Raw genomic sequence first — 22,965 nt, forward strand, 5'->3', positions numbered from 1 at the left:
GGGGGCAGACAAGCATCCAAGGAGGCCCCCGTGGTGACGGCAGGACCCCCCGTACGCGGCCGCTCTACCAAGCAGCGGGCCGCCGTGTCGGCGGCACTGAACGAGGTGGACGAGTTCCGCAGCGCTCAGGAACTGCACGACATGCTCAAGCACCGCGGCGATTCGGTCGGCCTCACCACCGTCTACCGCACCCTCCAGTCCCTCGCGGACGCGGGCGAGGTCGACGCGCTGCGCACCAGCGACGGCGAGACGGTCTACCGCCGCTGCTCGACCGGCGACCACCACCACCACCTGGTCTGCCGCGTCTGCGGCAAGGCCGTGGAGGTGGAGGGCCCGATGGTGGAGCAGTGGGCCGAGGCGATCGCCTCGGAGCACGGTTTCGTGAACGTGGCGCACACCGTGGAGATCTTCGGCACGTGCGCGGAGTGCGCCGGGAAGTGACCCGGCGACCGCGGGGGCCCGCGCCGGACGGTTCCGGCGCGGGCCCCCGCGCGTGCGCGTCCGGTCAGGCCTTGTCGAGGACGGCCATGTCGGCCGGGTCGACGCCGCCGAAGCGCCGGTCGCGGGAGGCGTACTCGACGCAGGCCCGCCACAGGTCGCGGCGGTCGAAGTCGGGCCACAGCACGTCCTGGAAGACCATCTCGGCGTAGCTGCTCTGCCAGATCAGGTAGTTGGACGTGCGCTGCTCGCCGCTCGGGCGCAGGAAGAGGTCCACGTCCGGCATGTCCGGGTAGTACAGGTACTTCTGGAAGGTCTTCTCGTTGACCTTCGCCGGGTCCAGACGGCCGGCCGCCACGTCCCGGGCGACGGCCTGCGCCGCGTCCGCGATCTCGGCGCGTCCGCCGTAGTTGACGCAGAAGTAGAGGGTCATGGCGTCGTTGCCGACGGTCTGCTCCTGGGCGATCTGGAGCTCCTGGACGACCGACTTCCACATCTTGGGCATGCGGCCGACCCAGCGGATGCGGATGCCCAGCTCGTCCATCTCGTCGCGGCGGCGGCGGATGACGTCCCGGTTGAAGTTCATGAGGAAGCGGACCTCGTCGGGCGAGCGCTTCCAGTTCTCGGTGGAGAAGGCGTAGAGGGAGAGGTTCTTGACGCCCATCTCCAGGCAGCCCTTGAGCACGTCGAGGACGACGCCCTCGCCGACCTTGTGGCCCTCGGTGCGGGGCAGGCCGCGCTCCTTGGCCCAGCGGCCGTTCCCGTCCATCACGCAGGCCACGTGGTTCGGCACCAGCTCGGGCGGAAGCTTCGGCGGGTGGGCACCGGAGGGGTGCGGCTCGGGAATCTTGTACTCCCGGCGCTGCCGCCCGAGGATTCCGCGTCGTGCGATGGCCATGGCGATGGGTCTCCTAGCTCTTCTCTACGTACCGCAGCGAGCGCAGGCCGCGCTCCAGGTGCCAGTGCAGGTAGGCGGAGACGAGGCCGCCGCCCTCCCTGACGTGACGCGGCTCGCACGCGTCCGCCGTCGCCCAGTCGCCGGTGAGCAGCGCGCTGAGCAGGCCGATGGCCTCCGCAGAGGGTACGACGCTTCCGGGCACCCGGCAGTCGCCGCAGACCACTCCGCCCGCCGCGACCGAGAAGAAGCGGTTCGGGCCGGGGAGCCCGCACCGGGCGCAGTCGTCGAAGCTCGGCGCGTAGCCGTTCACGGCCAGGGAGCGGAGGAGGAAGGCGTCCAGGATGAGGTGGGGGGCGTGCTCGCCCCGGGCGAGGGTCCGCAGGCCGCCGACGAGGAGCAGGTACTGCTGGACGGCGGGCTCGCCCTCGTGGTCGGTGAACCGCTCGGCCGTCTCCAGCATGGCCGTGCCGGCGGTGTAGCGGGCGTAGTCGGTGACGATCCCGCCGCCGTACGGGGCGATGGTCTCGCTCTGGGTGCAGAGCGGCAGGCCGCGGCCGATCAGCTCGCTCCCCCGGGCGAAGAACTGGACGTCGACGTGGGAGAAGGGTTCGAGCCGGGCCCCGAACTTCGACTTGGTGCGCCGCACGCCGCGCGCCACGGCGCGTACGCGTCCGTGACCGCGTGTGAGGAGGGTGATGATGCGGTCCGCTTCACCCAGTTTCTGGGTGCGCAGCACGATGCCGTCGTCGCGGAACAGACTCATGCGCCCATTCTGGCGCACGGCACGGACACCCGGGCCCGGGGCCGGGCCCCCGGCCGGTCCGGGGCCGTCCGCGCCGCGCGGGAGCCCCTCAGGGCACCTCGCCCCGGCTGCGGGCGTTGACGTGCGCGGTGGCGGCGCTCAGCCGCTCGGCCGTGGTGGCCTCCCGCACCCCCTCGTGCTCCGTCTCCCACGCGCGCCCGCCGCCCAGTGGGCGGACCTGGACGCGGGCCCCCTCGTTCCCCGTGACCTTCCCGACCCGTCCGGTGCGGATCTCGACGACGTACGACCCGATGGGCAGCGCCATGCTCGACTCTCCTCCCTCGGCGGTGCGGCGGCGGGCAGCCGGGCCGTTCCCGCCGTGCGGCATCCTGGTTCCGCGTGCGGCCCCGGACGGCGGCGGGGCGGGGAAGCGGGATTCCGGCCCTCACGGGTGCCCCGCGCGATTCCGCCACCGCCTCCCGAGCGGTTCCGACCGCCTCCGCGGAGGCTTTCACGGTGTCTTCCTGCACCAACGTATGCCTTTCTGAATCCATTTCCGGGTGCGCCTCTCCAGAGCGGCGCATTTCCATGGAATCGGCGCGCGCGGGCGCACAACTGCGCGACGCTTCGAGGGAGTTAACCCATGGCCAGAGGCAAGCGGCAGGACGCCCGGACGTTTTCGGGAAATTCCCGGAGAAGCACGGGAGGGCGACGCGGCACCGCGGGCGGACGGGTGTTCGCCCCGGGAATCCGCGCGCGTCCGCCGGGCCGCCTTTTCCGGAAACGGTGACGGAGCGTGGAAAAGCGGCCCGCCGATTCCCGGGGGCCGGAAGAATCCTCGAACAGACGGAGTGCGCGCCGAACGGTGTTCGCCCCGCCCGCGCCCGCGCGCACGGACGGACACCCTCCGCGCGGACGACGCGTACGCGGACGAACACGGACACCTCCGCGCCCCGACCGCCCCGCGCCGTCCCGGAATCGATCACTCCGGGCGGTCACCCCCAGGCACTCCTTGGAGAAGTCATAAGTTCACCTTATGGGTCCATAGAACGGGCTCGGGTACCACTTTCTCCGGGATGTTAATTAGGGTGGCCTAAGTGTCGGCGGCTTCGCCGCCACGTCGCTTGCGAAGGGAACCCAGTCATGCCCCGCCCCCTCCGGGTCGCGATCGTCGGCGCCGGCCCCGCCGGAATCTACGCCGCCGACGCGCTGCTGAAGTCCGAGGCCGCCGCCGAGCCGGGCGTGTCGATCGACATCTTCGAACGGATGCCGGCGCCCTTCGGCCTCATCCGCTACGGCGTGGCCCCCGACCACCCGCGCATCAAGGGCATCGTCACCGCGCTCCACCAGGTCCTCGACAAGCCGCAGGTCCGCCTCTTCGGCAACGTCGACTACGGCACCGACGTCCACCTGGACGACCTGCGCGCCTTCTACGACGCCGTGGTCTTCTCGACCGGCGCCATGGCCGACCGCGAACTGAAGATCCCCGGCGTCGAACTGGACGGCTCCCTCGGCGCCGCCGACTTCGCCTCCTGGTACGACGGCCACCCGGACGTCCCGCGCACCTGGGACCTCTCCGCCGAGAAGGTCGCCGTCCTCGGCGTGGGCAACGTGGCCCTCGACATCGCCCGCATCCTCGCGAAGACGGCGGACGAACTGCTGCCGACCGAGATCCCGGCCAACGTCTACGACGGACTCAAGGCGAACAAGGCCGTGGAGATCCACGTCTTCGGCCGCCGCGGCCCGGCGCAGGCCAAGTTCAGCCCCATGGAGCTGCGCGAGCTGGACCACTCCCCCACCATCGAGGTCATCGTCAACCCCGAGGACATCGACTACGACGAGGGCTCGATCGCGGACCGGCGCAAGAACAAGCAGACCGACATGGTCGCGAAGACCCTGGAGAACTGGGCGATCCGCGACACGGGCGACCGCCCGCACAAGCTCTTCCTGCACTTCTTCGAGTCCCCCGTCGAGATCCTCGGCGAGGACGGCAAGGTCGTCGGCCTGCGCACCGAGCGCACCGAGCTGGACGGCACCGGCAACGTCAGGGGGACCGGGCGGACCACCGACTGGGACGTCCAGGCCGTCTACCGGGCGGTCGGCTACCTCTCCGACGAGCTGCCCAAGCTGCCCTGGGACGCCGCCAGCGGCACCGTCCCGGACGAGGGCGGCCGGGTCCTCCAGGAGAACGGCGAGCACCTGGCCTCGACCTACGTCACCGGCTGGATCCGGCGCGGCCCCGTCGGCCTCATCGGGCACACCAAGGGCGACGCCAACGAGACCGTGGCCAACCTCCTGGACGACTTCGCGCACGGACGCCTGCTGTCCCCGGCCTCCCCGGAGACGGACGCGGTCGTGTCCTTCCTGGAGGACAAGGGCGTCACCTACACGACGTGGGAGGGCTGGTACGCCCTGGACGCCGCCGAGAAGGCGCTCGGCGAGCCGCAGGGACGCGAGCGCGTGAAGATCGTGGAGCGCGAGGACATGCTGCGCGCCAGCGGCGCGATCCAGTAGGGGACGGCGCGGCGGTCGCGGGGACCCGGGACGCTCCGGGCCCCGCGGGGCCGTCCTTCCCCGCGGAGGCCCCTTACGGGACGGTGCGCGCGGAGGCCAGGAGGCGGACGGTGTCGTCGGGGGCGAGCGCCAGCGCGTTGCCGACGATGCCGAGCACCTCCGTCTCGGCCGGGCTGTAGGCGCCGTCGGCCAGCGCGATCCGGGCGGCCTGGAGCAGGATCGACTCCCGCCCGGAGGACGCCAGGTGCGGGGCGAGCGGCTCCAGGGCCTCGTGGAGCTCGATCGCGAGCAGCGCGCCCTCGGGGCTCGCCTCGGGCAGGAAGCGTCCCGTGTCGGCCTCCAGGGCCTCCACGAGGTCGGCGAGCTGGACGGCCGTGCAGTCGGCGAAGCCGGCGGACCGGACGGCGCTGACGGCCTGGTCCAGGGCCGCGCGCGACCCGGTGCCGCCGGCCGCGAGCACGGCCAGGGCGACGGTGTGCACGCCGTCCCGCAGCATCGCGGAGAAACGGCTGGTCGTCGGGCGGTCGAGCACCTCCGTACCGAAGCGCGTGCGACAGGCCGCGCACTCGACCACGGGGCCGGTGCGCCCCCGGGGCAGGAGCGGGACGCCCAGGACGGCGAACCTGCGGCGGCCGGTCCGGCGCCGGTAGTTGCGGTCGCCGCCGCACTCCTCGCAGAAGAACTCGCCGTCCCCCACGGTGTTCCAGGAGGTGCGGATCCCGCAGACGCCCACTTTCCCCCCACGCGAATTCCGGGCAGACCGCATGCGCACCTCCTCGACGGCCCGGCTGCACTGCCGGCGTGGGCGTGATGTTAACCACATCCGCGAGGCGGCGTCAGCACCCCGGAGCCACTTCACCGCGGAGATGGCCGAGACACGTCACCGCCCTGCGCGCCCCGGGAGGCCCGGCGGCGGTGCTCCCCGGAGCGCGGAGGACCGCCCGGCGGGCCGGGGGGCCGGGGGGCGGGGGGCCGGGATCACCCTCCGGGGCCGCCCCGGAAGCCCGGGCCCGGACGCGCCGCCGCCCCGCGCCCCCCCGGGGGGGTGCGGGGCGGCGGCCCGGCGGACGGGGTCAGCGGGCGGAGCGGTTGACCGCCGAGATGACCGCCTTCAGGGAGGCACGGGTGGTGTTGGCGTCGATGCCGATGCCCCACAGGACCTTGCCGTCGATGGCGCACTCGATGTACGAGGCGGCCTGCGCGGAGGCGCCCTCGCTCATCGTGTGCTCCTGGTAGTCCAGCAGGCGGGCGTCCACGCCGATGGTCTGGAGGGCGTCGAAGAAGGCCGAGATCGGACCGTTGCCGGAGCCCGTCAGGACGGTGTCGGCGCCGTCCACGACCGCCTCGACGGTCAGGGTGTCCGTGCCGTCGGTGTCGGACGTCGTCTGGCCGGAGCGCAGCTGGATGCGGCCCCAGGCGTTGTCGGGGTTGGGCAGGTACTCGTCCTGGAAGACGGACCAGATCGCGGCCGGCGTGACCTCGCCGCCCTCGGTGTCGGTCTTCTGCTGGATGATCTTCGAGAACTCGATCTGCATCCGGCGGGGCAGGTCCAGCTTGTGGTCGTTCTTCAGGACGTACGCGATGCCGCCCTTGCCCGACTGCGAGTTGACCCGGATGACGGCCTCGTACGAGCGGCCGACGTCCTTCGGGTCGATCGGCAGGTACGGGACGGCCCACTCGATGTCGTCGACGGTCCTGCCCAGCGCGGCCGCGTCGGCCTCCATGGCGTCGAACCCCTTCTTGATGGCGTCCTGGTGGGAGCCGGAGAAGGCGGTGTAGACCAGGTCGCCCGCGTAGGGGTGGCGCGGGTGGACCTCCATCTGGTTGCAGTACTCGCTCGTGCGCCGGATCTCGTCGATCTGGGAGAAGTCGATCTGCGGGTCGACGCCCTGGCTGAAGAGGTTCATGCCCAGGGTGACCAGGTCGACGTTGCCGGTGCGCTCGCCCTGCCCGAACAGGCAGCCCTCGACGCGGTCGGCGCCCGCCATGAGCGCCAGCTCCGCCGCGGCCACGGCCGTGCCCCGGTCGTTGTGCGGGTGGACGGAGAGGCAGACGTACGCGCGGCGGGTCAGGTTCCGGGACATCCACTCGAACCGGTCCGCGTGCGTGGACGGCGTCGAACGCTCCACGGTGGCGGGCAGGTTGAGGATGATCTCGCGGTCCGGGCCGGGCTGCCACACGTCGCAGACGGCCTCGCAGACCTCCAGGGCGAAGTCCAGCTCGGTGTCGGTGAAGATCTCGGGGCTGTACTGGTAGCCGAAGGCGGTCTCCGGGCCCAGCAGCTTCTCGGCGTACTCCATCACCAGCCGCGTGCCGTCCACGGCGATCTGCTTGATCTGCTCCTTCGAGCCGCGGAAGACGACCCGCCGGAAGGTGGGCGCGGTGGCGTTGTACAGGTGGACGGTGGCGCGCCTGGCGCCGACCAGGGACTCCACGGTCCGCTCGATCAGGTCCTCGCGGGCCTGGGTCAGGACGGAGATGGTGACGTCGTCCGGGATCGCGCCCTCTTCGATGATGGAGCGCACGAACGCGAAGTCGGTCTCGCCGGAGGACGGGAAGCCGACCTCGATCTCCTTGTAGCCCATGCGTACGAGCAGGTCGAACATCTCTCGCTTGCGGGCCGGGGACATCGGGTCGATCAGCGCCTGGTTGCCGTCGCGCAGATCGGTGGACAGCCACCGGGGGGCCTTGGTGATCCGCTTCTCGGGCCAGGTGCGGTCGGGGATCTCCACCGCCTCGTACCGGCCGTACTTGTGGATCGGCATCCCGGACGGCTTCTGCGTGTGCGTCGCGTTGGTGATGGGCGTGGGGCGTCCGATGAAGGGGGACTGGGACATGGCGCGGGGCTCCTCGGGTCCGGCAACGGGACGGCCGACTGTCGAACGCAACGCCAGGTCCCGCGGGGAGGGGGTCGGCCTACGACTACAGGCCCTCGCCGCGGCAGCTAAGGAGAAGCAGCCCGAAACGCATGATGTGCCGCAGCTTAGCCCAGGGGCGCGGAGGCGAACGTCCCGTTCCAGTATGCGGGACGGTCGCGCCGTCAAACTCGAACAGTGACGGATCACTCCATTTCGCCAATCCTCGTATCTCCTCGTGACAGGTCCGTCACGCGCTGCCACATTGCTGTCATGACTCTCCGCACACCCGTGTTCTGTCCGATCGTGCCGCCCCACCTCCTGGAGAACCTGGCACGCTCCTCCGACGGGGCCGTCGCCGCCGCCGCCCGCCGCACCCTGGCGGCGGACGCCGCGGCCCGCGCGTTCCGGGCACGGCCGCTGCCCGGAACCGCGCCGGGGGCCGCCCCGCGCGACGCCGCCCGGCCGCGCCGCACCGTCCACGACTGCCGGAACGGCACCGACCTGCCGGGGGCGAAGGTCCGCGAGGAGGGCCAGGAGGCGACGGGCGACGCGACCGTCAACCGGGCCTACGCAGGCCTCGGCGCCACCTTCGACCTCTTCCTGAACGCCTTCGGACGCGACTCGATCGACGGCTCCGGACTCCCCCTGGTCGCCTCCGTGCACTACGACGAGAAGTACGGCAACGCCTTCTGGAACGGCGAGCAGATGGTGTTCGGGGACGGCGACGGCGAGATCTTCCTCGACTTCACCCTGCCCGTGGACGTCATCGGACACGAACTGGCCCACGGCTTCACCCAGTACACGGCGAACCTGGAGTACTTCAGCCAGTCGGGGGCCCTCAACGAGTCGGTCTCGGACGTCTTCGGCTCCCTCGTGAAGCAGTACGCGCTGGGACAGAGCGCCGAACAGGCGGACTGGCTCATCGGCGAGGGACTCTTCCACCCGGACGTGCGGGGCACGGCGCTGCGTTCGATGAAGGCCCCGGGCACCGCCTACGACGACGACGTCCTCGGCAAGGACCCGCAGCCCGCCCACATGGACGACTACGTCCGCACGGGCGGCGACAACGGCGGGGTGCACATCAACTCCGGCATCCCCAACCACGCCTTCTACCTGACGGCGACCGAGCTGGGCGGCAACGCCTGGGAGCGGGCCGGGCAGATCTGGTACGACGTGATGACCGGCGGCTCCCTCACCCCGGAGACCCGCTTCGCCGAGTTCGCGGCGGCGACGGCGAAGGCGGCGAAGGACCGGTACGGCGACGGGGCGGAGATCCAGGCCGTACTGAAGTCCTGGGCCGCGGTGGGCGTGCCGACGGACTGATCCGGCTGGTAGACAGGGCCCATGCGGATTCGAGTACGGCGCACGGGCGGTTTCGCGGGCATCGAGCGGTCGGCGGAGGTGGACACCTCCGGCCGGCCGGACGCCGGCGAGTGGCGCGCCCTGGCCGCGGCGGTCCTCGACGGGGGCGACGCCGGGGGCCCGGGCGTGCCGGACGGCTTCTCGTACGAGATCACGATCGACGGCCGGACGGTCCGGTGCGGGGACCCCCGCCTGTCCCCGGCCCAGCGGTCCCTGATCACCAGGGTCCTCGAAGAGGGCGCCTGAGCACTGCCCTGCCCCTGCGGCGGCCTGAAATGCTGCTTCCTTCCATCCACTCCGGAAACGGGAAGCACCATGAACGACATACAGCTCAACCGGCGCAATTTCCTTTCCCTGGGAGGTGTGGCGGCCCTCTCCGTCGCGGGCATCGGAGCGGGAGCCGGCACCGCGAGCGCGGCGGACGGGCTGCCGGCGTCCCCGCTGATCCGGGTCGAGGGCCACACCCATCTGACCTCGGTCGACCTGAACACCGGTGCCGTCGTCACGACCTTCCACTCGAAGGCCGGCTACACCCTGCCGTTCCGCGAGCCCGAGGGCCTGGCCGTCCAGATCCCCCAGATGTCCCGGCCCGACGTGTTCCGCCTGTGCATGGGCTTCGCCTCCGGAGACGCCCCGGGACAGCGCGAGGCGTCGGTGTACTACAAGGACTCCCTGGTCCAGCTCTGACCGCGTGGTGCCGCCGGGGTTCCGGCGGCACCGTTCCCGGTCCTCTGGAAGCCCAGCTTCCGCTAGAAGCCCAGCTTCCGCAGCTGCTTGGGGTCGCGCTGCCAGTCCTTCGCGACCTTCACGTGGAGGTCGAGGAAGACCGGCGTGCCCAGCAGGGCCTCGATGTGCTTGCGGGACTTCATGCCGACCTCCTTCAGGCGGCTGCCCTTGGGGCCGATGATGATGCCCTTCTGGCTGGGGCGCTCGATGTACACGTTGGCGTGGATGTCGAGCAGCGGCCGGTCCGCCGGACGGTTCTCGCGGGGGATCATCTCCTCCACGACCACCGCGATGGAGTGCGGCAGTTCGTCCCGTACGCCTTCGAGCGCGGCCTCGCGGATCAGCTCCGCGACCATGACCTGCTCCGGCTCGTCCGTCAGGTCGCCCTCCGGGTAGAGCGGCGGGGACTCCGGGAGGAGCGGGATGAGGAGGTCCGCGACGAGCTGGACCTGCTTGTTGCCGACGGCCGAGACCGGGACGATCTGCTGCCACTCGAAGCCCAGCTCCTTGCCGAGCTGGTCGACGGCGATGAGCTGTTCGGCGAGGGTCTTGGAGTCGACCAAGTCGGTCTTGGTGATGATGGCGACCTTGGGGGTCTTCTTGATCTCCGCCAGTTCCTTGGCGATGAAACGGTCGCCGGGGCCGAGCTTCTGGTCGGCGGGCAGACAGAACCCGATCACGTCGACCTCGGCCCAGGTGGTGCGCACGACGTCGTTCAGCCGTTCACCGAGGAGGGTGCGCGGCTTGTGGAGGCCGGGGGTGTCGACCAGGATCAGCTGCGCGTCGGGACGGTGCACGATGCCCCGGACGGTGTGCCGGGTGGTCTGCGGCCGGTTCGAGGTGATGGCCACCTTCTGGCCGACCAGAGCGTTCGTGAGGGTGGACTTGCCCGCGTTGGGGCGGCCGACGAAGCAGGCGAAGCCGGCCCGGTGGACGGCTTCGGTTTCTTGGTTGCGAGCGCTCATGGGGGCCATTGTCCCCGATGAGCGCCCGCGTCACGCACTCCGTGGGTACGGAGCGCCCGGCGTCGTGCCTCAGCCGGCCGTGACGGCCCGGCGGAGCCGCCCGTCCGGGCCCGCGAGCAGCACCGGCGTCTCCGGTCCGCCCAGGTCCCGTACGGCCGCGCGGTCCTCGTCCGGGACCGTCTCCGCGGCCGTCACGACGGCCGCCGCCTCCAGGGACTCGGCGCCGCTGGCCACCGCCATCGCGACGGCCGTCCGCAGCGCGCTCAGCCGGAGCGAGTCGAGGGCCACGGTCCCCGCCACGTAGGTCCGGCCCGTCTCGTCGCGCACGGCCGCCCCCTCGGCGACGCCGTTGCGGGCCCGCGCGCTCCGGGCGAGAGTGATGATCTTGAGGTCCTCGGCGCCGAGGTCGCCGTGCTCGCTGCTGAGTGTCATGGACCGAGCATAGGCCGGGCCCCGCGCGCCCCCGACGGGCCCCGGCGCGCCGGCCGGACCCGGCCCGTCACCGCCCGGGGCGCCCCCCTGCCCCTCACCGCCCGGGACGCCTCCCGGCCCGGCGGTCCCTCAGCCCGCCACCGGGTACATCGTCCCGCGCCGTCCGGCCGGGGAGACCAGCCACTCCAGCTTCTCGGCCGTGCCGGCCTCCGGGAGCGGGGCGTGCATCACGATGACCAGATCCGGGCGGGCCGGGATGCCGAGCTGGGTCGTCTCGACGGCCAGCGTGCCCACCAGCGGATGCTCCATCACCTTGCGCTGCTGGCCGCCCGGCAGGACGTCCCGCCGCTCCCACAGCTCCGCGAACTCCCGGCTCCGCGCCCCGGCCTCCTCGATCACCGCGCGGAACCCCTCGTCGCCGGGGGAGTTCGAACAGGCCGCCCGGAACTGCGCGACCACCTTCGGCGCCAGCTCCTCCCAGTCCCTCGCCCGGGAGCGGTACAGCGGGTCCGTGAAGAAGGAGATCAGGCAGTTCTGGGAGATCTCCGGCCGCATCCCGAGCACGATCGCGGCCGCGTCGTTGTACATGACCGTGTTCCAGTACGCGTCCATGATGTGCGCCGGGAACGGCATCCACGCGTCGATCAGCCGCCGCAGCCCCTGGCACATGTCCCGGTCCTCCGGGGCCACCTCCGGGACCGGCGGGTTCAGCCCGGCCAGGACGTACAGGTGGCGCCGCTCGGCCGGGCTCAGCCGCAGCACCCGCGCCACCGAGTCCAGGACCTGCGGCGAGACCGTGATGTCCCTGCCCTGTTCGAGCCACTGGTACCAGGAGACCCCCACGCCCGCGAGGACCGCGACCTCCTCCCGGCGCAGGCCCGGGGTGCGGCGGCGCGCTCCGCCGTCCGGCAGCCCCGCCTCGGCCGGGCCGACCCGGGCCCGACGGCTCATCAGGAACTCGCGCAGTTCACCGAGACGGCGCCGCTTCGCCCCGGCGCTCTCGACGGTGGTGGCCACGTACGCTTCCTCCCCCTGGATGCCTGGTGGTGCGACCCACAGGATAAGTTCCCGCTCCCCGGTGCCGTTCCCGCGCGCCGAGGGTGGGGACATGACGACGCTCACCCCCTCCCCGGACGGAACCACGTCCTCCGCTCCCCCGGTCCTCTCCCGCCGCGACCGGCTCGTCCTCTTCGTGCTGTGCGCCGCCCAGTTCATGGTGGCGCTGGACTTCTCCGTGCTGAACGTGGCGCTGCCCGTCCTCGGCGCCGACCTCGGCCTCGACCGGTCGGCCCTCCAGTGGGCCGTCACCGCCTTCGCCCTGCCCTCCGGCGGCTTCCTGCTGCTCTTCGGCCGGATCGGCGACCTCTACGGGCGCAAGAGGCTCTTCCTCGCCGGGCTCGCCGTCTTCGGCGCGGCCTCGCTGCTCGCCGCCCTCGCCTGGAGCCCGGCCGCCTTCCTCACCGGACGCGCCCTCCAGGGCCTGGGCGCCGCCGCGATCGTGCCCACCGGCATGTCCCTCCTGACGACCACCTTCCCCGAGGGGCCGGCCCGGGACCGGGCGCTCGGCATCTCCGGCACCCTGCTCTCCCTCGGCTTCACCGTCGGCATGGTGCTCGGCGGGGTCATGACCGACGTCCTCGGCTGGCGTTCCACGATGGGCCTGCTCGCCCTCTTCACCCTGGTGGTGCTGCCGCTGGCGCCGGGCCTGCTGCCCGAGTCCCGCACCCCGTCGCGGCCCCGGCTCGACGTGCCCGGCGCGATCACCGTCACCGGCGGTCTCCTCGCCCTGATCCACGCCCTGTCCACGGCGGCCGAGCGCGGCTTCGGCGGCGCGGACGTGCGGATCACCCTGGTGGCGGGCGTGGTGCTGCTCGCGGCCTTCGTACGGATCGAGTCCCGGCACGCGGCCCCGCTCGTCTCGCCGGCGATGCTGCGCCGGGGCACGGTCGCCTTCGGCAACCTGGGCGGCCTGGTCACCTTCTCGATGATGTCCACCGTCGTCTTCGTGCTGACCCTGTACCTCCAGGAGACCCTGGGCCTCTCGGCCTTCGCCACCGGCCTGGTCTTCGGGGCGCAGGGCGTGCTCTCGGTCGCCGCCGGCACGCTCGCGCCGAAGGTGATCGGCCGGTTCGGCGCCCGCCGCACCCTGGTGGGCTCGCTGGCCGGCCAGGGCCTCCTGACGGCCGCGCTGCTCGGGCTGGCGGAGGATTCGGGCGCGGTCCTGGCGACGGTCGCGGTCTCGCTGGCCTCCATGTGCCACCTGGGCGCGATCGTCTCCTACGGCCTGACCGTCACCTCCGGCGTCCCGGACGAGGAGCAGGGGCTGGCGACGGGTCTGGTGACCACCACCCAGCAGGTCGGCGTCACGGTCGGCATCCCGCTGCTCGGGGTGCTGGCCACCACGGGCGGGGACCTGTACGGGGGCGTCCGCACGGTCCTCGCCCTGGACGCGGCGATCGTCCTGGCCACGGCGCTGCTCGTCGGCCTCGGCCTGCGGCGGCGGGCCTGAGGGGCACGGCGGCGGACGCGACGCGGGGCCGGTCCCGGGGACCGGCCCCGCTCAGGGGCGGTCGAGGCGGAGCCGTACCGCCTTCGGCAGGCCCGCGACGACGAGGTCGTACGAGTCCTCGATCAGCTCGCGGACCGTTCCGGCGGGGAGCTCTCCGACGGTCACCGTGTTCCAGTGACGCTTGTTCATGTGATAACCGGGGACGATCGCCGGGTGCTCCTCCCGGAGCCGCACCGCCTCGTCCGGGTCGCACTTGAGGTTGATCCGCAGCGGCTCGGCGTCGAGCGCCGACAGCGCGAACACCTTCCCGGCGACCTTGAAGACGGAGGTCTCCGGGGAGAACGGGAACTCCTCCGTCGCGTCGTTGAACTCCAGGCAGAAGGCGCGCAGTTCCTCGGGCGTCATGCCGCTTCCTCCTCCGCTCCGGCCGGTTCCAGCGGCTCCACGAGCACGGTGACGATCTTGTTCCTGCGGCCGGCCGGGGACTCGGCCGTCAGCCGCAGCCCGCGCCCGTCGGGCAGCTCCACCACGGCCTCGGCGCCCGCGATCGGGACGCGGCCGAGGGCCTTGGCGAGGAGGCCGCCGACGGTCTCCACGTCCTCGTCGTCGTACTCGTCGGGGCCCAGGCCGTAGAGCTCGCCGAGGTCTCCGATGTCGAGGCGGGCGGTGACCCGGTACCGGTCCCCGCCGAGGTCCTGGACGGGCGGCAGCTCCCGGTCGTACTCGTCGGTGATCTCGCCGACGATCTCCTCCAGGATGTCCTCGATGGTGACGATGCCCGCCGTGCCGCCGTACTCGTCGACGACGACGGCGACGTGGTTGCGCTCCTGCTGCATCTCGCGCAGCAGGTCGCCGGCGTTCTTGGTGTCGGGGACGAAGGCGGCGGGGCGCATCGCGGTCGACACCGGGTCGGCCTCGGACTCCCGGTTGACGTGCGTCCGGCGGACCAGGTCCTTCAGGTAGACGATGCCGACGACGTCGTCCTCGTTCTCGCCGGTGACCGGAATCCGGGAGAAACCGGAGCGGAGCGCGAGGGTGAGGGCCTGCCGGACGGTCTTGTACCGCTCGATGGAGATCAGGTCGGTGCGGGGCACCATCACCTCGCGCACGAGGGTGTCGCCGAGCTCGAAGACGGAGTGCACCATGCGGCGCTCCTCGTCCTCGATCAGCGACTCCTGCTCGGCGAGGTCGACCATGGCCCGCAGCTCGGCCTCGGAGGCGAAGGGGCCCTTGCGGAACCCCTTGCCGGGGGTGAGCGCGTTGCCGATGAGGATCAGGAGCTGCGGGATCGGGCCCATGATCCGGTCCAGCGGCAGCAGGACGTACGCGGCGGCGGTCGCCGTGTTCAGCGGGTGCTGGCGGCCGATGGTGCGCGGCGACACGCCGACGGCCACGTACGAGACGAGGACCATGACGGCGATGGCGACGAGGAGCGCCTCCCAGGTCTCCGGGAAGGCCTCCAGACAGGCGTACGTGACGAGGACGCCGGCCGCCATCTCGCAGGCGACGCGGACGAGCAGCGCCACGTTGAGGTAGCGGGTCGGGTCGGAGGCGACCTGGGCCAGCTTCTCCGCCCCGCGCCGCCCGGTCCGCAGGGCCTCGGCGGCGCGGAAGCCGGAGACGCGGGCGAGACCGGCCTCGGCGCAGGCCGCGAGCCAGGCCACGACGACCAGGGCGACCGCCCCGAGGACCAGTGACACGTCCATCGGGGTCAGGAGACGGTCGGCGCCGGGGACGGGCCGGTCAGGCCCTTCTCCGCACGCCAGCCGTCGACGATCGCCGCCTGGAGGCCGAACATCTCGGCCTTCTCGTCGGGCTCCTCGTGGTCGTACCCGAGCAGGTGCAGCACTCCGTGGACGGTGAGGAGCTGGAGCTCCTCGTCCATGGAGTGCCGCGTCGGCGCGTCCTTGCCCTGCTGGGTGGCGACCTCGGGGCAGAGCACGATGTCGCCGAGGAGCCCCTGCGGGGGCTCCGCGTCGTCCTTCGCCGGCGGACGCAGCTCGTCCATCGGGAAGGACATGACGTCGGTGGGTCCGGGCAGGTCCATCCACTGGATGTGGAGCTGCTCCATCGCCTCCGCGTCCACGACGATCACCGAGAGTTCGGAGAGGGGGTGGATGCGCATGCGCGCGAGCGCGTAGCGGGCGATGTCGAGGATCGCCTGCTCGTCGACCTCGGTTCCGGACTCGTTGTTGACGTCGATCGACATGGTGCTTCTGTACTTCTCTCGTTAAATCGTCACAGGCCGTTGCGGCCGTTGCGGCTGTCGTACTGCTCGTACGCGTCGACGATACGGCCGACGAGCTTGTGCCGTACGACATCCTGCGACGTGAGCGTCGAGAAGTGGACGTCCTGGACGCCGTCCAGGATGTCGCGGACCTGGCGCAGACCGCTCTTCGTCCCGTTCGGCAGGTCGACCTGGGTGATGTCGCCGGTGATGACGATCTTCGAGTCGAAGCCGAGGCGGGTGAGGAACATCTTCATCTGCTCGGGGTTCGTGTTCTGGGCCTCGTCCAGGATGATGAACGCGTCGTTCAGGGTGCGGCCCCGCATGTACGCCAGGGGCGCGACCTCGATCGTGCCGCTCGCCATGAGCTTGGGGATCGAGTCCGGGTCGAGCATGTCGTGCAGGGCGTCGTAGAGCGGGCGCAGGTACGGGTCGATCTTCTCGTAGAGCGTGCCCGGCAGGAAGCCGAGCCGCTCGCCCGCCTCGACGGCGGGCCTGGTCAGGATGATCCGGTTGACCTGCTTGGACTGCAGGGCCTGGACCGCCTTGGCCATGGCGAGGTAGGTCTTGCCGGTACCGGCGGGGCCGATGCCGAAGACGACCGTGTGCTTGTCGATGGCGTCGACGTACCGCTTCTGGTTGAGCGTCTTGGGACGGATCGTGCGTCCCCGGCTGGAGAGGATGTTCTGCGTGAGCACCTCGGCGGGAGTCTCCTCGCCGCCCTCCGCCGTTCCGTCCCCGCTCGCCCTGAGCATGGCGATCGAGCGTTCCACTGCGTCCTCCGTCATCGGCTGACCGGTGCGGAGCACCAGCATCATCTCGTCGAACAGGCGCTGGATCAGGGCGACCTCCGCCGCGTCGCCGACCGCGCTGACCTGGTTGCCCCGGACGTGGATGTCGGTGCCGGGGAACGAGCGCTCGATGACGCGGAGCAGGGCGTCGCCGGAGCCCAGCAGGGTCACCATCGGGTGTTTGGCGGGAACGGTGAAGTGGGCGCGGGCCTGTCCGCGCGCCCCGTCGTGGGCTGTGGGTGTGTGCGTCATGGGCCGGCACTGGGGCCTGCGCATACCTCCTGTCCCGGGGTTCTCGCTGTTCGACAACCTCTCGGCCACCAAGCCTACGACTTGGCGGCGACGAGACCGAAGCGGTTTACGGAGCGGCCGTCCGGGGGCCGGCCGCGCGGAAACCGATCGTCGGGACCGCCCGGCGCAGCGGCCAGGGGCGGGCGGGGGCGGGCAGGAGCCGTTCCAGGAAGGCGTAGCGGCCGCGCAGCGCCTCGGGGTCCTGCCGGGCGTCGCCCTGGACGCGTTGCCACCAGGCGGCGATCTCCTCCCAGGTGGGGGCGGAGAGGGAGCCGCCGAACTCCTGGACGGAGAGGGCGGCGGTGAGGCCGGCGAAGGCGAGCCGGTCGGCGAGGGGCCAGTCGGCGAGGGTGCCGGTGACGAACCCGGCGACGAAGACGTCCCCGGCACCGGTCGGGTCGAGGGCGTCGACCTGGATGGCGGGGACCTCGGCGGTCTCGCCGGTGGCGGCGTCGACCGCGTAGGCGCCCTCGGAACCGAGGGTGACCACGGCGTGGCGGACCTTGTCGGCGAGGGCGTGGGCGGCGGCCCGGGGGCAGTCGGTGCGGGTGTAGCGCATCGCCTCGGCGGCGTTGGGGAGGAAGGCCTCGCAGTGCTCCAGGTCGGGGAGTTCCGCCAGGTCCCAGCGGCCGGTGTCGTCCCAGCCGACGTCGGCGAAGACCTTGGCGCCGTCGCGGGCGGCGCGGGCGACCCACTCCTCGGAGCGGCCGGGGACGAGGGAGGCGACGGCGGCGCGCGCGTGCGGCGGGCAGGCGGGCGGGGCGTCGTCCGCCGGCGGGGCCTCGTGGCCGTGGGAGACCATCGTGCGCTCGTCCTCGTAGGCCATGGAGACGGTGACCGGGGAGTGCCAGCCGGGGACGGTGCGGGAGAGGGAGAGGTCGATGCCCTCGCCCTGTTCCAGGGCGTCCCAGCAGTACTCGCCGTAGTGGTCGTCGCCGAAGGCGGCGGCGAGGGAGGTGCGCAGGCCGAGGCGGGCGAGGGCGGTGGCCATGTTGGCGACGCCGCCGGGGCTGGAGCCCATGCCGCGGGCCCAGGACTCGGTGCCGCGGACGGGGGCGCTGTCGAGGCCGGTGAAGATGATGTCGAGGAAGACCGTACCGGTCAGGAAGACGTCGCAGGCGGGGTCGGTGGGCTCGCGCAGGCGTTCCAGCGGGTCGACCCCGGCGTCGTGTCGCGGCTGCTCTCCCCTGGGTGTGGTCACGGCGGGCTCCCCGGTCGTGGTGCGGATCAGCCCAGTGTGCCCGACGGGGCGGAGGCCGGGCGGGACGCACGGGCGCCGCACCGGCGGACGGGGCCGGCGGGCGCCCCCGCGGCTACTGCTCCCCGCCGGGGTCGTACGCGTCCACCTCCGCCAGGTACCGCGCCCGCCGCTCCTCGTCGTCCTCCAGGAACGAGGCCAGGAAGGAGTTGCGGGCGAGTTCCCGGAGCTGGTCCCCGGTGAGACCGAGGGCGTCGCGGACGCCGGCGAAGTTGTCGCCGACGTAACCGCCGAAGTACGCCGGGTCGTCGGAGTTGACGGTCACGAGCAGGCCCGCCGCCATCATCGCGCGGAGCGGGTGGTCGGCGAGGGTGTCGACGACGCGGAGCCGGACGTTCGAGAGGGGGCAGAGGGTGAGCGGTACGCGTTCGCGGGCGAGGCGGGCGACGAGCTCCGGGTCCTCCATGCAGCGCAGGCCGTGGTCGATCCGCTCCGCGCCGAGGACGTCCAGGGCCTCGCGGACGTGGGCCGCCGGGCCCTCCTCGCCCGCGTGGGCGACGCGGCGCAGGCCGAGCCGGGCGGCCTCCTCGTACACCTCGCGGAACTTGGCCGGCGGGTGGCCGGCCTCCGCCGAGTCGAGGCCGACGCCGGTGATCCGGTCCAGGTACGGCTTCGCGGCCTCCAGGGTGGCGAGGGCCGACGCGGCGGACTCGTCGCGCAGGAAGCACATGATGAGCCGGGTGGAGATCCCGTACCGCTCCCCGGCCCGGTCGAGGGAGGCGGTCAGGCCCTCGATCACGGTGCCGACCGGGACGCCCCGGGCGGTGTGCGCCTGCGGGTCGAAGAAGATCTCGGCGTGCCGGACGCCCTGGGCGGCGGCCCGCTCCAGATAGGCGTCGGCGAGCGCGGTGAAGTCTCCGGCCGTGCGCAGGACCACCATCAGGCCGTAGTAGAGGTCCAGGAAGGACTGCAGGTCGCTGAACCGGTACGCCTCGCGCAGGGCGGCGGTGTCCGCGTACGGCAGGGTGACGCCGTTGCGCGCGGCGAGCGCGAAGGCCAGCTCGGGTTCGAGGGTGCCCTCGATGTGGAGGTGGAGTTCGGCCTTGGGGAGGCCGGCGGGGAGGGGCATGGTCACGTTCGTTTCGGTACGGGGACCCTCATGAGGTCCTGGGCGATGCTCAGCTCGCCGTCGAATCCGGCCGCCCGCGCCTGCCGTTCGAACGCGGCGGGGTCGTGGTAGCGCTGCGAGAAGTGGGTGAGGACGAGGTGCCGCACTCCCGCGTCCCGGGCGGCCGAGGCGGCCTGTCCGGCCGTCAGGTGGCCGTGGTCGGTGGCGAGGCGCACGTCCTCGTCGAGGAAGGTGGACTCGACGACGAGCATGTCGGCGCCCTCCGCGAGGGCGTGCACGCCGTCGCAGAGACGGGTGTCCATGACGAAGGCGAAGCGCTGTCCGCGCCGGACCTCGCTGACCTCGTCGAGGGTGACGCCGTTCAGGACGCCCTCGCGCAGGAGCCGTCCCACGCCGGGGCCCTCGATGCCGTGCGCGGCGAGCCGCTCGGGCAGCACGCGCCGCCCGTCGGGCTCGGTGAGCCGGTAGCCGTAGGACTCGACGGGGTGGGAGAGCCGGTGCGCGTCGAGGGTGTAGGCGTCGGTGACGGCCAGCGGGCCGTCCCCGGCGACCGGCGCCTCGACCAGCTCCACGGTCTCCCGGTAGGCGGTGGCGTACCGCAGCCGTTCGAAGAAGTGCTGTCCACTCGCCGGGTAGTGGGCGGTGACCGGGTGCGGGACCCGGTCGAGGTTGATCCGCTGGATCACCCCGGCCAGGCCGAGCGAGTGGTCGCCGTGGAAGTGCGTGACGCAGATCCGGTCGAGGTCGTGCGCGGCGACGCCGGCCTTCAGCATCTGCCGCTGGGTGCCCTCGCCGGGGTCGAACAGGATGCCCCGGCCGTCCCAGCGCAGCAGGTAGCCGTTGTGGTTGCGGTGCCGGGTCGGGACCTGGCTGGCGGTTCCGAGGACGACCAGTTCGCGTACGGACACGGTCTAGCCGGGGGGCCAGGCGAGGCCGCGTCCGCCGAGGACGTGCGCGTGGACGTGGAAGACGGTCTGGCCCGCGCCCTCGCCGGTGTTGAGGACGATCCGGTAGCCGCTGTCCTCGGTCTTCTCCTGCGCGGCGATCTCGCCGGCCTCGCGCAGCAGGTCGGCGGCGACGGCCGGCTCGGCGGCGGCGAGGGCGGCGGCGTTCGGGTAGTGGAGGCGCGGGATCACCAGGACGTGGGTGGGCGCCTGGGGGTTGATGTCGCGGAACGCGACGGTCGTCTCCGTCTCGCGGACGACCGTCGCGGGCACCTCCCCCGCCACGATCTTGCAGAACAGGCAGTCGCTCTGCGGCTCTCCGGCCATGGCCCGGGCCTCCTCGCCTCCGTCGGTCAGTACACGCGCATGCTATCCGCCGCCGGCGGGCCCGTTGCCCCGGCCGGTCAGTCCCTGGGCGCGCGGCGTTTCAGGGCGGACCGGCTCACCCAGTACGTGACGATCACGGCCCAGAACAGCGGCGTCCCGAGCCCGCCGACCGTTCCCGCGCCGAGGGACCAGAGGACCGTCGTCGCCACCGAGTGGAGCCCGAGGAGCCCCACGGCCGCCGCCATGGCGATCACCGGCCGGCAGCTCCGGGCCACCAGGAACATCGGGCGGCGCAGCCGGGGCGGCACCCGGCGGGCCATCCACAGCGCCCAGCCGCCCCAGGCGCCGGCGAGGACGGCCGCGCCGACCAGGAACGGGACGACCGCCCCGGCCCCGGACGCGCCGCCGCGGACGGGGGCGGAGCCGAACGCGGAGGCGACGAAGCCGACGAGCGCGACCCAGCGGGCCCCGGCCACGGCGTTCCAGGCCATGGCCTCCAGGTTGTAACGGGCCTTGCGGTCCTGGAGGTCGAGGGCGGCGGAGGCGACGAATCCCTCGGCGGCCTGCGTCCACGCCCCGCGCCGGAACCAGCGGCGGCGCAGCCGGAGGAGCGAGAGGTTGTTGTGGGCCTCGCTGCTCTGCGGGTTGAGGCGCAGCGTCGTCTCGTACGCCCGCTGCGCGGTGGCGTGGTCGCCCAGGCGCTGGGCGGTGAGGCCGACCAGGAAGTGGGCCGCGTCCTCCTCGGGGGCGAGGCGCACGGCGGTCCGGGCGGCCTCGTACGCCTCGATGGTGCGCGCGGGCGTGCGGGCGTGCTCGCCGTGTTCCGTGAGGGCGGTGCCGAGCGCGTAGTGGGTGCCCCAGTGGTGCGGGGCGAGCGCGACGGCCCGCCGGGCGGTGGACTCGGCCTCCTGGAACCGCTTCCCGGAGAGGAGGATCTGGACGCGCATCAGCCACGCGCCGAGCAGTTCGGGCTCGGCCCGCAGCGCCTGGTCCACGGCGGCCAGGGCGGCCGCCGTGGCCTCGCTCCGGTGGTGGCAGCGGGCGAGCAGGACCAGGGCCCCGGCGTCCTCCGGTTCGGTCGCCAGGTGCTGGGCGACGAGCGCACCGGCCTGTGCGTACCGTCCGGCCTCGTACAGGGCCTCGGCGCGCCGCAGCGCGGTCGGGGCGCCGGGGACGCCGCGCGCGTCCGGAGCGTCCCGGGGTCCCGGGACGTCCCGCGCGGTCACAGCTTGCGCTTCCGCTTGAGGTGGGCGAGCAGGTCGTCGTAGAGGCCGCCCTCGTTGGCGAACATGGCGACGTTGCGGGCGGCGGCGAACCACGGTTCCGTGGACGGCCTGATCTGCCGGGCCGCGCCGAGCAGGTCCTTGGTGGTGATCAGGCGGACGGAGCCGGTGCGGGCGGAGTCGAGGAGCGCGGCCTCGGCGGCCGTCTCGCAGACGTGGGCGAGGTCGGCGCCGGAGAAGTCCTCGGTGGCCCTGACGAGCTTGCCGAGGTCGACGGCCTCGACGGGGCGCTCGCGCAGGTGGTAGCGGAGGATCGCCTCGCGGGCGGCGGCGTCCGGCGGCAGGACCAGCAGGGTGCGGTCGAGGCGGCCGGGTCGGCGCAGCGCGATGTCCACGTCCCAGGGGGCGTTGGTGGCGGCGAGGACGAAGACGCCCTCGTTCCCGGCGCCGCTCGCGACGCCGTCGAGTTCGGTGAGGAGCTGGTTGACGACGTTGCGCAGGCCGCTGTGGTGCGTGCGGGAGCGCTTGGCGCCGAGGGCGTCCAGCTCGTCGAGGAAGACGACGCAGGGGGCCTGGCGGCGGGCGGTCTCGAAGATGTCGTGGATGTTCTTCTCGGAGGCGCCGATCCACATGTCGAGGACGTCGGAGAGCGAGACGGTGAGGAAGTTCGCGCCGAGTTCGCCCGCGACGGCACGGGCGATGAAGGTCTTGCCGCAGCCGGGCGGGCCGTAGAGGAGCAGGCCGCCGCGGAGCGACTTGCCGTACAGCCTGCGCAGTTCGGGGTTGCGCATGGGGGCGAGGAAGGCGGCCTCCAGGCGGTCCTTGACCTCCTCCATGCCGCCGACGTCGGCCAGGCGCACGGAGCCGGGGGCGTCGACGTCCCAGGCGTCGGCGTCCCCGGCGGTCCCCTCGCCGTCGGCGGCCTGCGGGTCCTCCAGGAAGCGGGGCCCGACGAGGTCCCGCACCTGCTGCTCGGCCGCGTCCCAGTCGAAGGGGGCGGGAGCGGCGCCCGGCGCGGAATCCCGGGTGTCCGGGGCGGGAGGCTCCGCGGCGGGGTCCGGGGCCGGCGTCTGCGCGGCGGGAGACTCAGCGGCGGGGCCCGGGGGCTGCGGGGTGGGGGCCGGGGCCTGCGCGGCGGGAGACTCAACGGCGGGGCCCGGGGCCTGCGCGGCGGGGCCGGTCGCGGGCAGCCCCATGGCGCGGGCCATCAGGGCGCGGGCGCCCGGGTCGCCCGGCGCGTGCTGGAGGGCGACGGCCGCCTCCGCGACGGCCTCGTCGCCGCGCCCCTCCGCGAGGAGGAGTCCGGCGAAGTGGAGACGCAGGGGCACGTCGCCGGGAGCGGCGGCCACGGCGGCGCGGAGACTGCGGATCAGGGGGGACTCGTCGGCCAT

At 72.8% G+C, this 22,965-nt stretch carries 24 protein-coding genes; 6 read left to right on the plus strand and 18 right to left on the minus strand.

The genetic code is table 11. The features are described from left to right. The first annotated feature begins 30 nt into the window (after window positions 1-30). Window positions 31-441, plus strand: coding sequence for a Fur family transcriptional regulator (locus ACZ3IL_RS07255; protein ID WP_467387507.1), 411 nt, complete (start codon window positions 31-33; stop codon window positions 439-441). 64 nt (window positions 442-505) lie between these two features. Here the strand turns inward: ACZ3IL_RS07255 and ACZ3IL_RS07260 are convergent, their stop codons facing one another. The 3 genes from ACZ3IL_RS07260 to ACZ3IL_RS07270 all read right to left on the minus strand — a co-directional run bounded on the left by ACZ3IL_RS07260 (window position 506) and on the right by ACZ3IL_RS07270 (window position 2,403). Continuing rightward, window positions 506-1,330, minus strand: a complete 825-nt coding sequence (locus ACZ3IL_RS07260; RefSeq protein ID WP_467388189.1) for an isoprenyl transferase — start codon at window positions 1,328-1,330, stop codon at window positions 506-508. Window positions 1,331-1,349: 19 nt separating this feature from the next. Continuing rightward, window positions 1,350-2,099, minus strand: a complete 750-nt coding sequence (recO, locus tag ACZ3IL_RS07265) for a DNA repair protein RecO (RefSeq protein WP_388694740.1) — start codon at window positions 2,097-2,099, stop codon at window positions 1,350-1,352. A gap of 88 nt (window positions 2,100-2,187) precedes the next feature. Beyond that, window positions 2,188-2,403 (minus strand): hypothetical protein, encoded by a 216-nt coding sequence (locus ACZ3IL_RS07270; protein ID WP_467387509.1) that lies wholly within the window; start codon window positions 2,401-2,403, stop codon window positions 2,188-2,190. An 818-nt stretch (window positions 2,404-3,221) separates the two neighbouring features. Here ACZ3IL_RS07270 and ACZ3IL_RS07275 point away from each other — a divergent pair. Further along, the gene (locus ACZ3IL_RS07275) at window positions 3,222-4,592 is read left to right on the plus strand and encodes an FAD-dependent oxidoreductase (RefSeq protein ID WP_467387511.1); all 1,371 of its coding nucleotides are present in this window, start codon (window positions 3,222-3,224) and stop codon (window positions 4,590-4,592) included. Between the two features lie 73 nt (window positions 4,593-4,665). Here the strand turns inward: ACZ3IL_RS07275 and ACZ3IL_RS07280 are convergent, their stop codons facing one another. Continuing rightward, entirely contained in the window at window positions 4,666-5,358 is a 693-nt protein-coding gene (locus tag ACZ3IL_RS07280) for a TerB family tellurite resistance protein (RefSeq protein ID WP_467387513.1), read from the minus strand. Window positions 5,359-5,665: 307 nt separating this feature from the next. Then, window positions 5,666-7,429: a 2-isopropylmalate synthase gene (leuA, locus tag ACZ3IL_RS07285; RefSeq protein WP_467387515.1), complete on the minus strand. Its 1,764-nt coding sequence runs from the start codon at window positions 7,427-7,429 to the stop codon at window positions 5,666-5,668. A 291-nt stretch (window positions 7,430-7,720) separates the two neighbouring features. Here leuA and ACZ3IL_RS07290 point away from each other — a divergent pair, with 291 nt between their 5' ends. The 3 genes from ACZ3IL_RS07290 to ACZ3IL_RS07300 all read left to right on the plus strand — a co-directional run bounded on the left by ACZ3IL_RS07290 (window position 7,721) and on the right by ACZ3IL_RS07300 (window position 9,499). Further along, complete coding sequence (locus tag ACZ3IL_RS07290) at window positions 7,721-8,773, plus strand: M4 family metallopeptidase (RefSeq protein ID WP_467387517.1); 1,053 nt, start codon at window positions 7,721-7,723, stop codon at window positions 8,771-8,773. Window positions 8,774-8,794: 21 nt separating this feature from the next. Continuing rightward, on the plus strand, window positions 8,795-9,058 hold the full coding sequence (locus tag ACZ3IL_RS07295) for a protealysin inhibitor emfourin (protein WP_467387519.1): 264 nt from the start codon (window positions 8,795-8,797) through the stop codon (window positions 9,056-9,058). 69 nt (window positions 9,059-9,127) lie between these two features. Next, a complete protein-coding gene (locus tag ACZ3IL_RS07300; protein WP_467387521.1) occupies window positions 9,128-9,499 on the plus strand; it encodes a hypothetical protein in 372 nt (123 codons plus the stop codon). A 62-nt stretch (window positions 9,500-9,561) separates the two neighbouring features. Here ACZ3IL_RS07300 and era read toward each other — a convergent pair whose 3' ends face one another. From era to ACZ3IL_RS07315, 3 genes are all read right to left on the minus strand, one after another. Beyond that, the gene (gene era, locus ACZ3IL_RS07305) at window positions 9,562-10,512 is read right to left on the minus strand and encodes a GTPase Era (protein WP_467387523.1); all 951 of its coding nucleotides are present in this window, start codon (window positions 10,510-10,512) and stop codon (window positions 9,562-9,564) included. 60 nt (window positions 10,513-10,572) lie between these two features. Next, entirely contained in the window at window positions 10,573-10,935 is a 363-nt protein-coding gene (locus ACZ3IL_RS07310; RefSeq protein ID WP_467387525.1) for a cytidine deaminase, read from the minus strand. Between the two features lie 129 nt (window positions 10,936-11,064). Beyond that, on the minus strand, window positions 11,065-11,952 hold the full coding sequence (locus ACZ3IL_RS07315; protein ID WP_467387527.1) for a helix-turn-helix transcriptional regulator: 888 nt from the start codon (window positions 11,950-11,952) through the stop codon (window positions 11,065-11,067). A gap of 91 nt (window positions 11,953-12,043) precedes the next feature. Between ACZ3IL_RS07315 and ACZ3IL_RS07320 the strand changes: the two genes are divergently transcribed. Continuing rightward, window positions 12,044-13,444 (plus strand): MFS transporter, encoded by a 1,401-nt coding sequence (locus ACZ3IL_RS07320; RefSeq protein WP_467387529.1) that lies wholly within the window; start codon window positions 12,044-12,046, stop codon window positions 13,442-13,444. A gap of 51 nt (window positions 13,445-13,495) precedes the next feature. Here the strand turns inward: ACZ3IL_RS07320 and ACZ3IL_RS07325 are convergent, their stop codons facing one another. From ACZ3IL_RS07325 to ACZ3IL_RS07370, 10 genes are all read right to left on the minus strand, one after another. Continuing rightward, window positions 13,496-13,849 (minus strand): MmcQ/YjbR family DNA-binding protein, encoded by a 354-nt coding sequence (locus ACZ3IL_RS07325; protein ID WP_467387531.1) that lies wholly within the window; start codon window positions 13,847-13,849, stop codon window positions 13,496-13,498. Next, window positions 13,846-15,150: a hemolysin family protein gene (locus tag ACZ3IL_RS07330; RefSeq protein ID WP_467387533.1), complete on the minus strand. Its 1,305-nt coding sequence runs from the start codon at window positions 15,148-15,150 to the stop codon at window positions 13,846-13,848. Before ACZ3IL_RS07330 ends, ACZ3IL_RS07325 begins: the two co-directional genes overlap by 4 nt. A gap of 5 nt (window positions 15,151-15,155) precedes the next feature. After that, a complete protein-coding gene (gene ybeY / locus ACZ3IL_RS07335; RefSeq protein WP_388694767.1) occupies window positions 15,156-15,653 on the minus strand; it encodes an rRNA maturation RNase YbeY in 498 nt (165 codons plus the stop codon). Window positions 15,654-15,682: 29 nt separating this feature from the next. Further along, a complete protein-coding gene (locus ACZ3IL_RS07340; RefSeq protein ID WP_467387535.1) occupies window positions 15,683-16,714 on the minus strand; it encodes a PhoH family protein in 1,032 nt (343 codons plus the stop codon). A gap of 106 nt (window positions 16,715-16,820) precedes the next feature. After that, window positions 16,821-17,954, minus strand: a complete 1,134-nt coding sequence (locus ACZ3IL_RS07345) for a carbohydrate kinase family protein (RefSeq protein ID WP_467387537.1) — start codon at window positions 17,952-17,954, stop codon at window positions 16,821-16,823. 112 nt (window positions 17,955-18,066) lie between these two features. Beyond that, a complete protein-coding gene (locus ACZ3IL_RS07350; protein ID WP_467388190.1) occupies window positions 18,067-19,080 on the minus strand; it encodes an adenosine deaminase in 1,014 nt (337 codons plus the stop codon). Window positions 19,081-19,082: 2 nt separating this feature from the next. Continuing rightward, entirely contained in the window at window positions 19,083-19,988 is a 906-nt protein-coding gene (locus tag ACZ3IL_RS07355; RefSeq protein ID WP_467387539.1) for a ribonuclease Z, read from the minus strand. A gap of 3 nt (window positions 19,989-19,991) precedes the next feature. Next, complete coding sequence (locus tag ACZ3IL_RS07360) at window positions 19,992-20,351, minus strand: histidine triad nucleotide-binding protein (protein WP_467387541.1); 360 nt, start codon at window positions 20,349-20,351, stop codon at window positions 19,992-19,994. Between the two features lie 77 nt (window positions 20,352-20,428). Next, complete coding sequence (locus tag ACZ3IL_RS07365; RefSeq protein WP_467387543.1) at window positions 20,429-21,577, minus strand: tetratricopeptide repeat protein; 1,149 nt, start codon at window positions 21,575-21,577, stop codon at window positions 20,429-20,431. Next, window positions 21,574-22,965: an ATP-binding protein gene (locus ACZ3IL_RS07370; RefSeq protein ID WP_467387545.1), complete on the minus strand. Its 1,392-nt coding sequence runs from the start codon at window positions 22,963-22,965 to the stop codon at window positions 21,574-21,576. Before ACZ3IL_RS07370 ends, ACZ3IL_RS07365 begins: the two co-directional genes overlap by 4 nt.

The sequence above is a fragment of the Streptomyces sp. NPDC014907 genome (genome assembly GCF_055562975.1).

Excerpts from the sequence above, each read along its gene's own strand:
- ACZ3IL_RS07295 (WP_467387519.1), top strand. The coding sequence starts at position 8,795 with ATGCGGATTCGAGTACGGCGCACGGGCGGTTTCGCGGGCATCGAGCGG.
- ybeY (WP_388694767.1), bottom strand. The coding sequence starts at position 15,653 with ATGTCGATCGACGTCAACAACGAGTCCGGAACCGAGGTCGACGAGCAG.
- ACZ3IL_RS07350 (WP_467388190.1), bottom strand. The coding sequence starts at position 19,080 with ATGCCCCTCCCCGCCGGCCTCCCCAAGGCCGAACTCCACCTCCACATC.
- ACZ3IL_RS07320 (WP_467387529.1), top strand. The coding sequence starts at position 12,044 with ATGACGACGCTCACCCCCTCCCCGGACGGAACCACGTCCTCCGCTCCC.
- leuA (WP_467387515.1), bottom strand. The coding sequence starts at position 7,429 with ATGTCCCAGTCCCCCTTCATCGGACGCCCCACGCCCATCACCAACGCG.
- ACZ3IL_RS07270 (WP_467387509.1), bottom strand. The coding sequence starts at position 2,403 with ATGGCGCTGCCCATCGGGTCGTACGTCGTCGAGATCCGCACCGGACGG.
- ACZ3IL_RS07360 (WP_467387541.1), bottom strand. The coding sequence starts at position 20,351 with ATGGCCGGAGAGCCGCAGAGCGACTGCCTGTTCTGCAAGATCGTGGCG.
- ACZ3IL_RS07310 (WP_467387525.1), bottom strand. The coding sequence starts at position 10,935 with ATGACACTCAGCAGCGAGCACGGCGACCTCGGCGCCGAGGACCTCAAG.
- ACZ3IL_RS07330 (WP_467387533.1), bottom strand. The coding sequence starts at position 15,150 with ATGGACGTGTCACTGGTCCTCGGGGCGGTCGCCCTGGTCGTCGTGGCC.
- recO (WP_388694740.1), bottom strand. The coding sequence starts at position 2,099 with ATGAGTCTGTTCCGCGACGACGGCATCGTGCTGCGCACCCAGAAACTG.
- ACZ3IL_RS07340 (WP_467387535.1), bottom strand. The coding sequence starts at position 16,714 with ATGACGCACACACCCACAGCCCACGACGGGGCGCGCGGACAGGCCCGC.
- ACZ3IL_RS07370 (WP_467387545.1), bottom strand. The coding sequence starts at position 22,965 with ATGGCCGACGAGTCCCCCCTGATCCGCAGTCTCCGCGCCGCCGTGGCC.
- era (WP_467387523.1), bottom strand. The coding sequence starts at position 10,512 with ATGGCCCCCATGAGCGCTCGCAACCAAGAAACCGAAGCCGTCCACCGG.
- ACZ3IL_RS07275 (WP_467387511.1), top strand. The coding sequence starts at position 3,222 with ATGCCCCGCCCCCTCCGGGTCGCGATCGTCGGCGCCGGCCCCGCCGGA.
- ACZ3IL_RS07280 (WP_467387513.1), bottom strand. The coding sequence starts at position 5,358 with ATGCGGTCTGCCCGGAATTCGCGTGGGGGGAAAGTGGGCGTCTGCGGG.
- ACZ3IL_RS07325 (WP_467387531.1), bottom strand. The coding sequence starts at position 13,849 with ATGACGCCCGAGGAACTGCGCGCCTTCTGCCTGGAGTTCAACGACGCG.
- ACZ3IL_RS07290 (WP_467387517.1), top strand. The coding sequence starts at position 7,721 with ATGACTCTCCGCACACCCGTGTTCTGTCCGATCGTGCCGCCCCACCTC.
- ACZ3IL_RS07300 (WP_467387521.1), top strand. The coding sequence starts at position 9,128 with ATGAACGACATACAGCTCAACCGGCGCAATTTCCTTTCCCTGGGAGGT.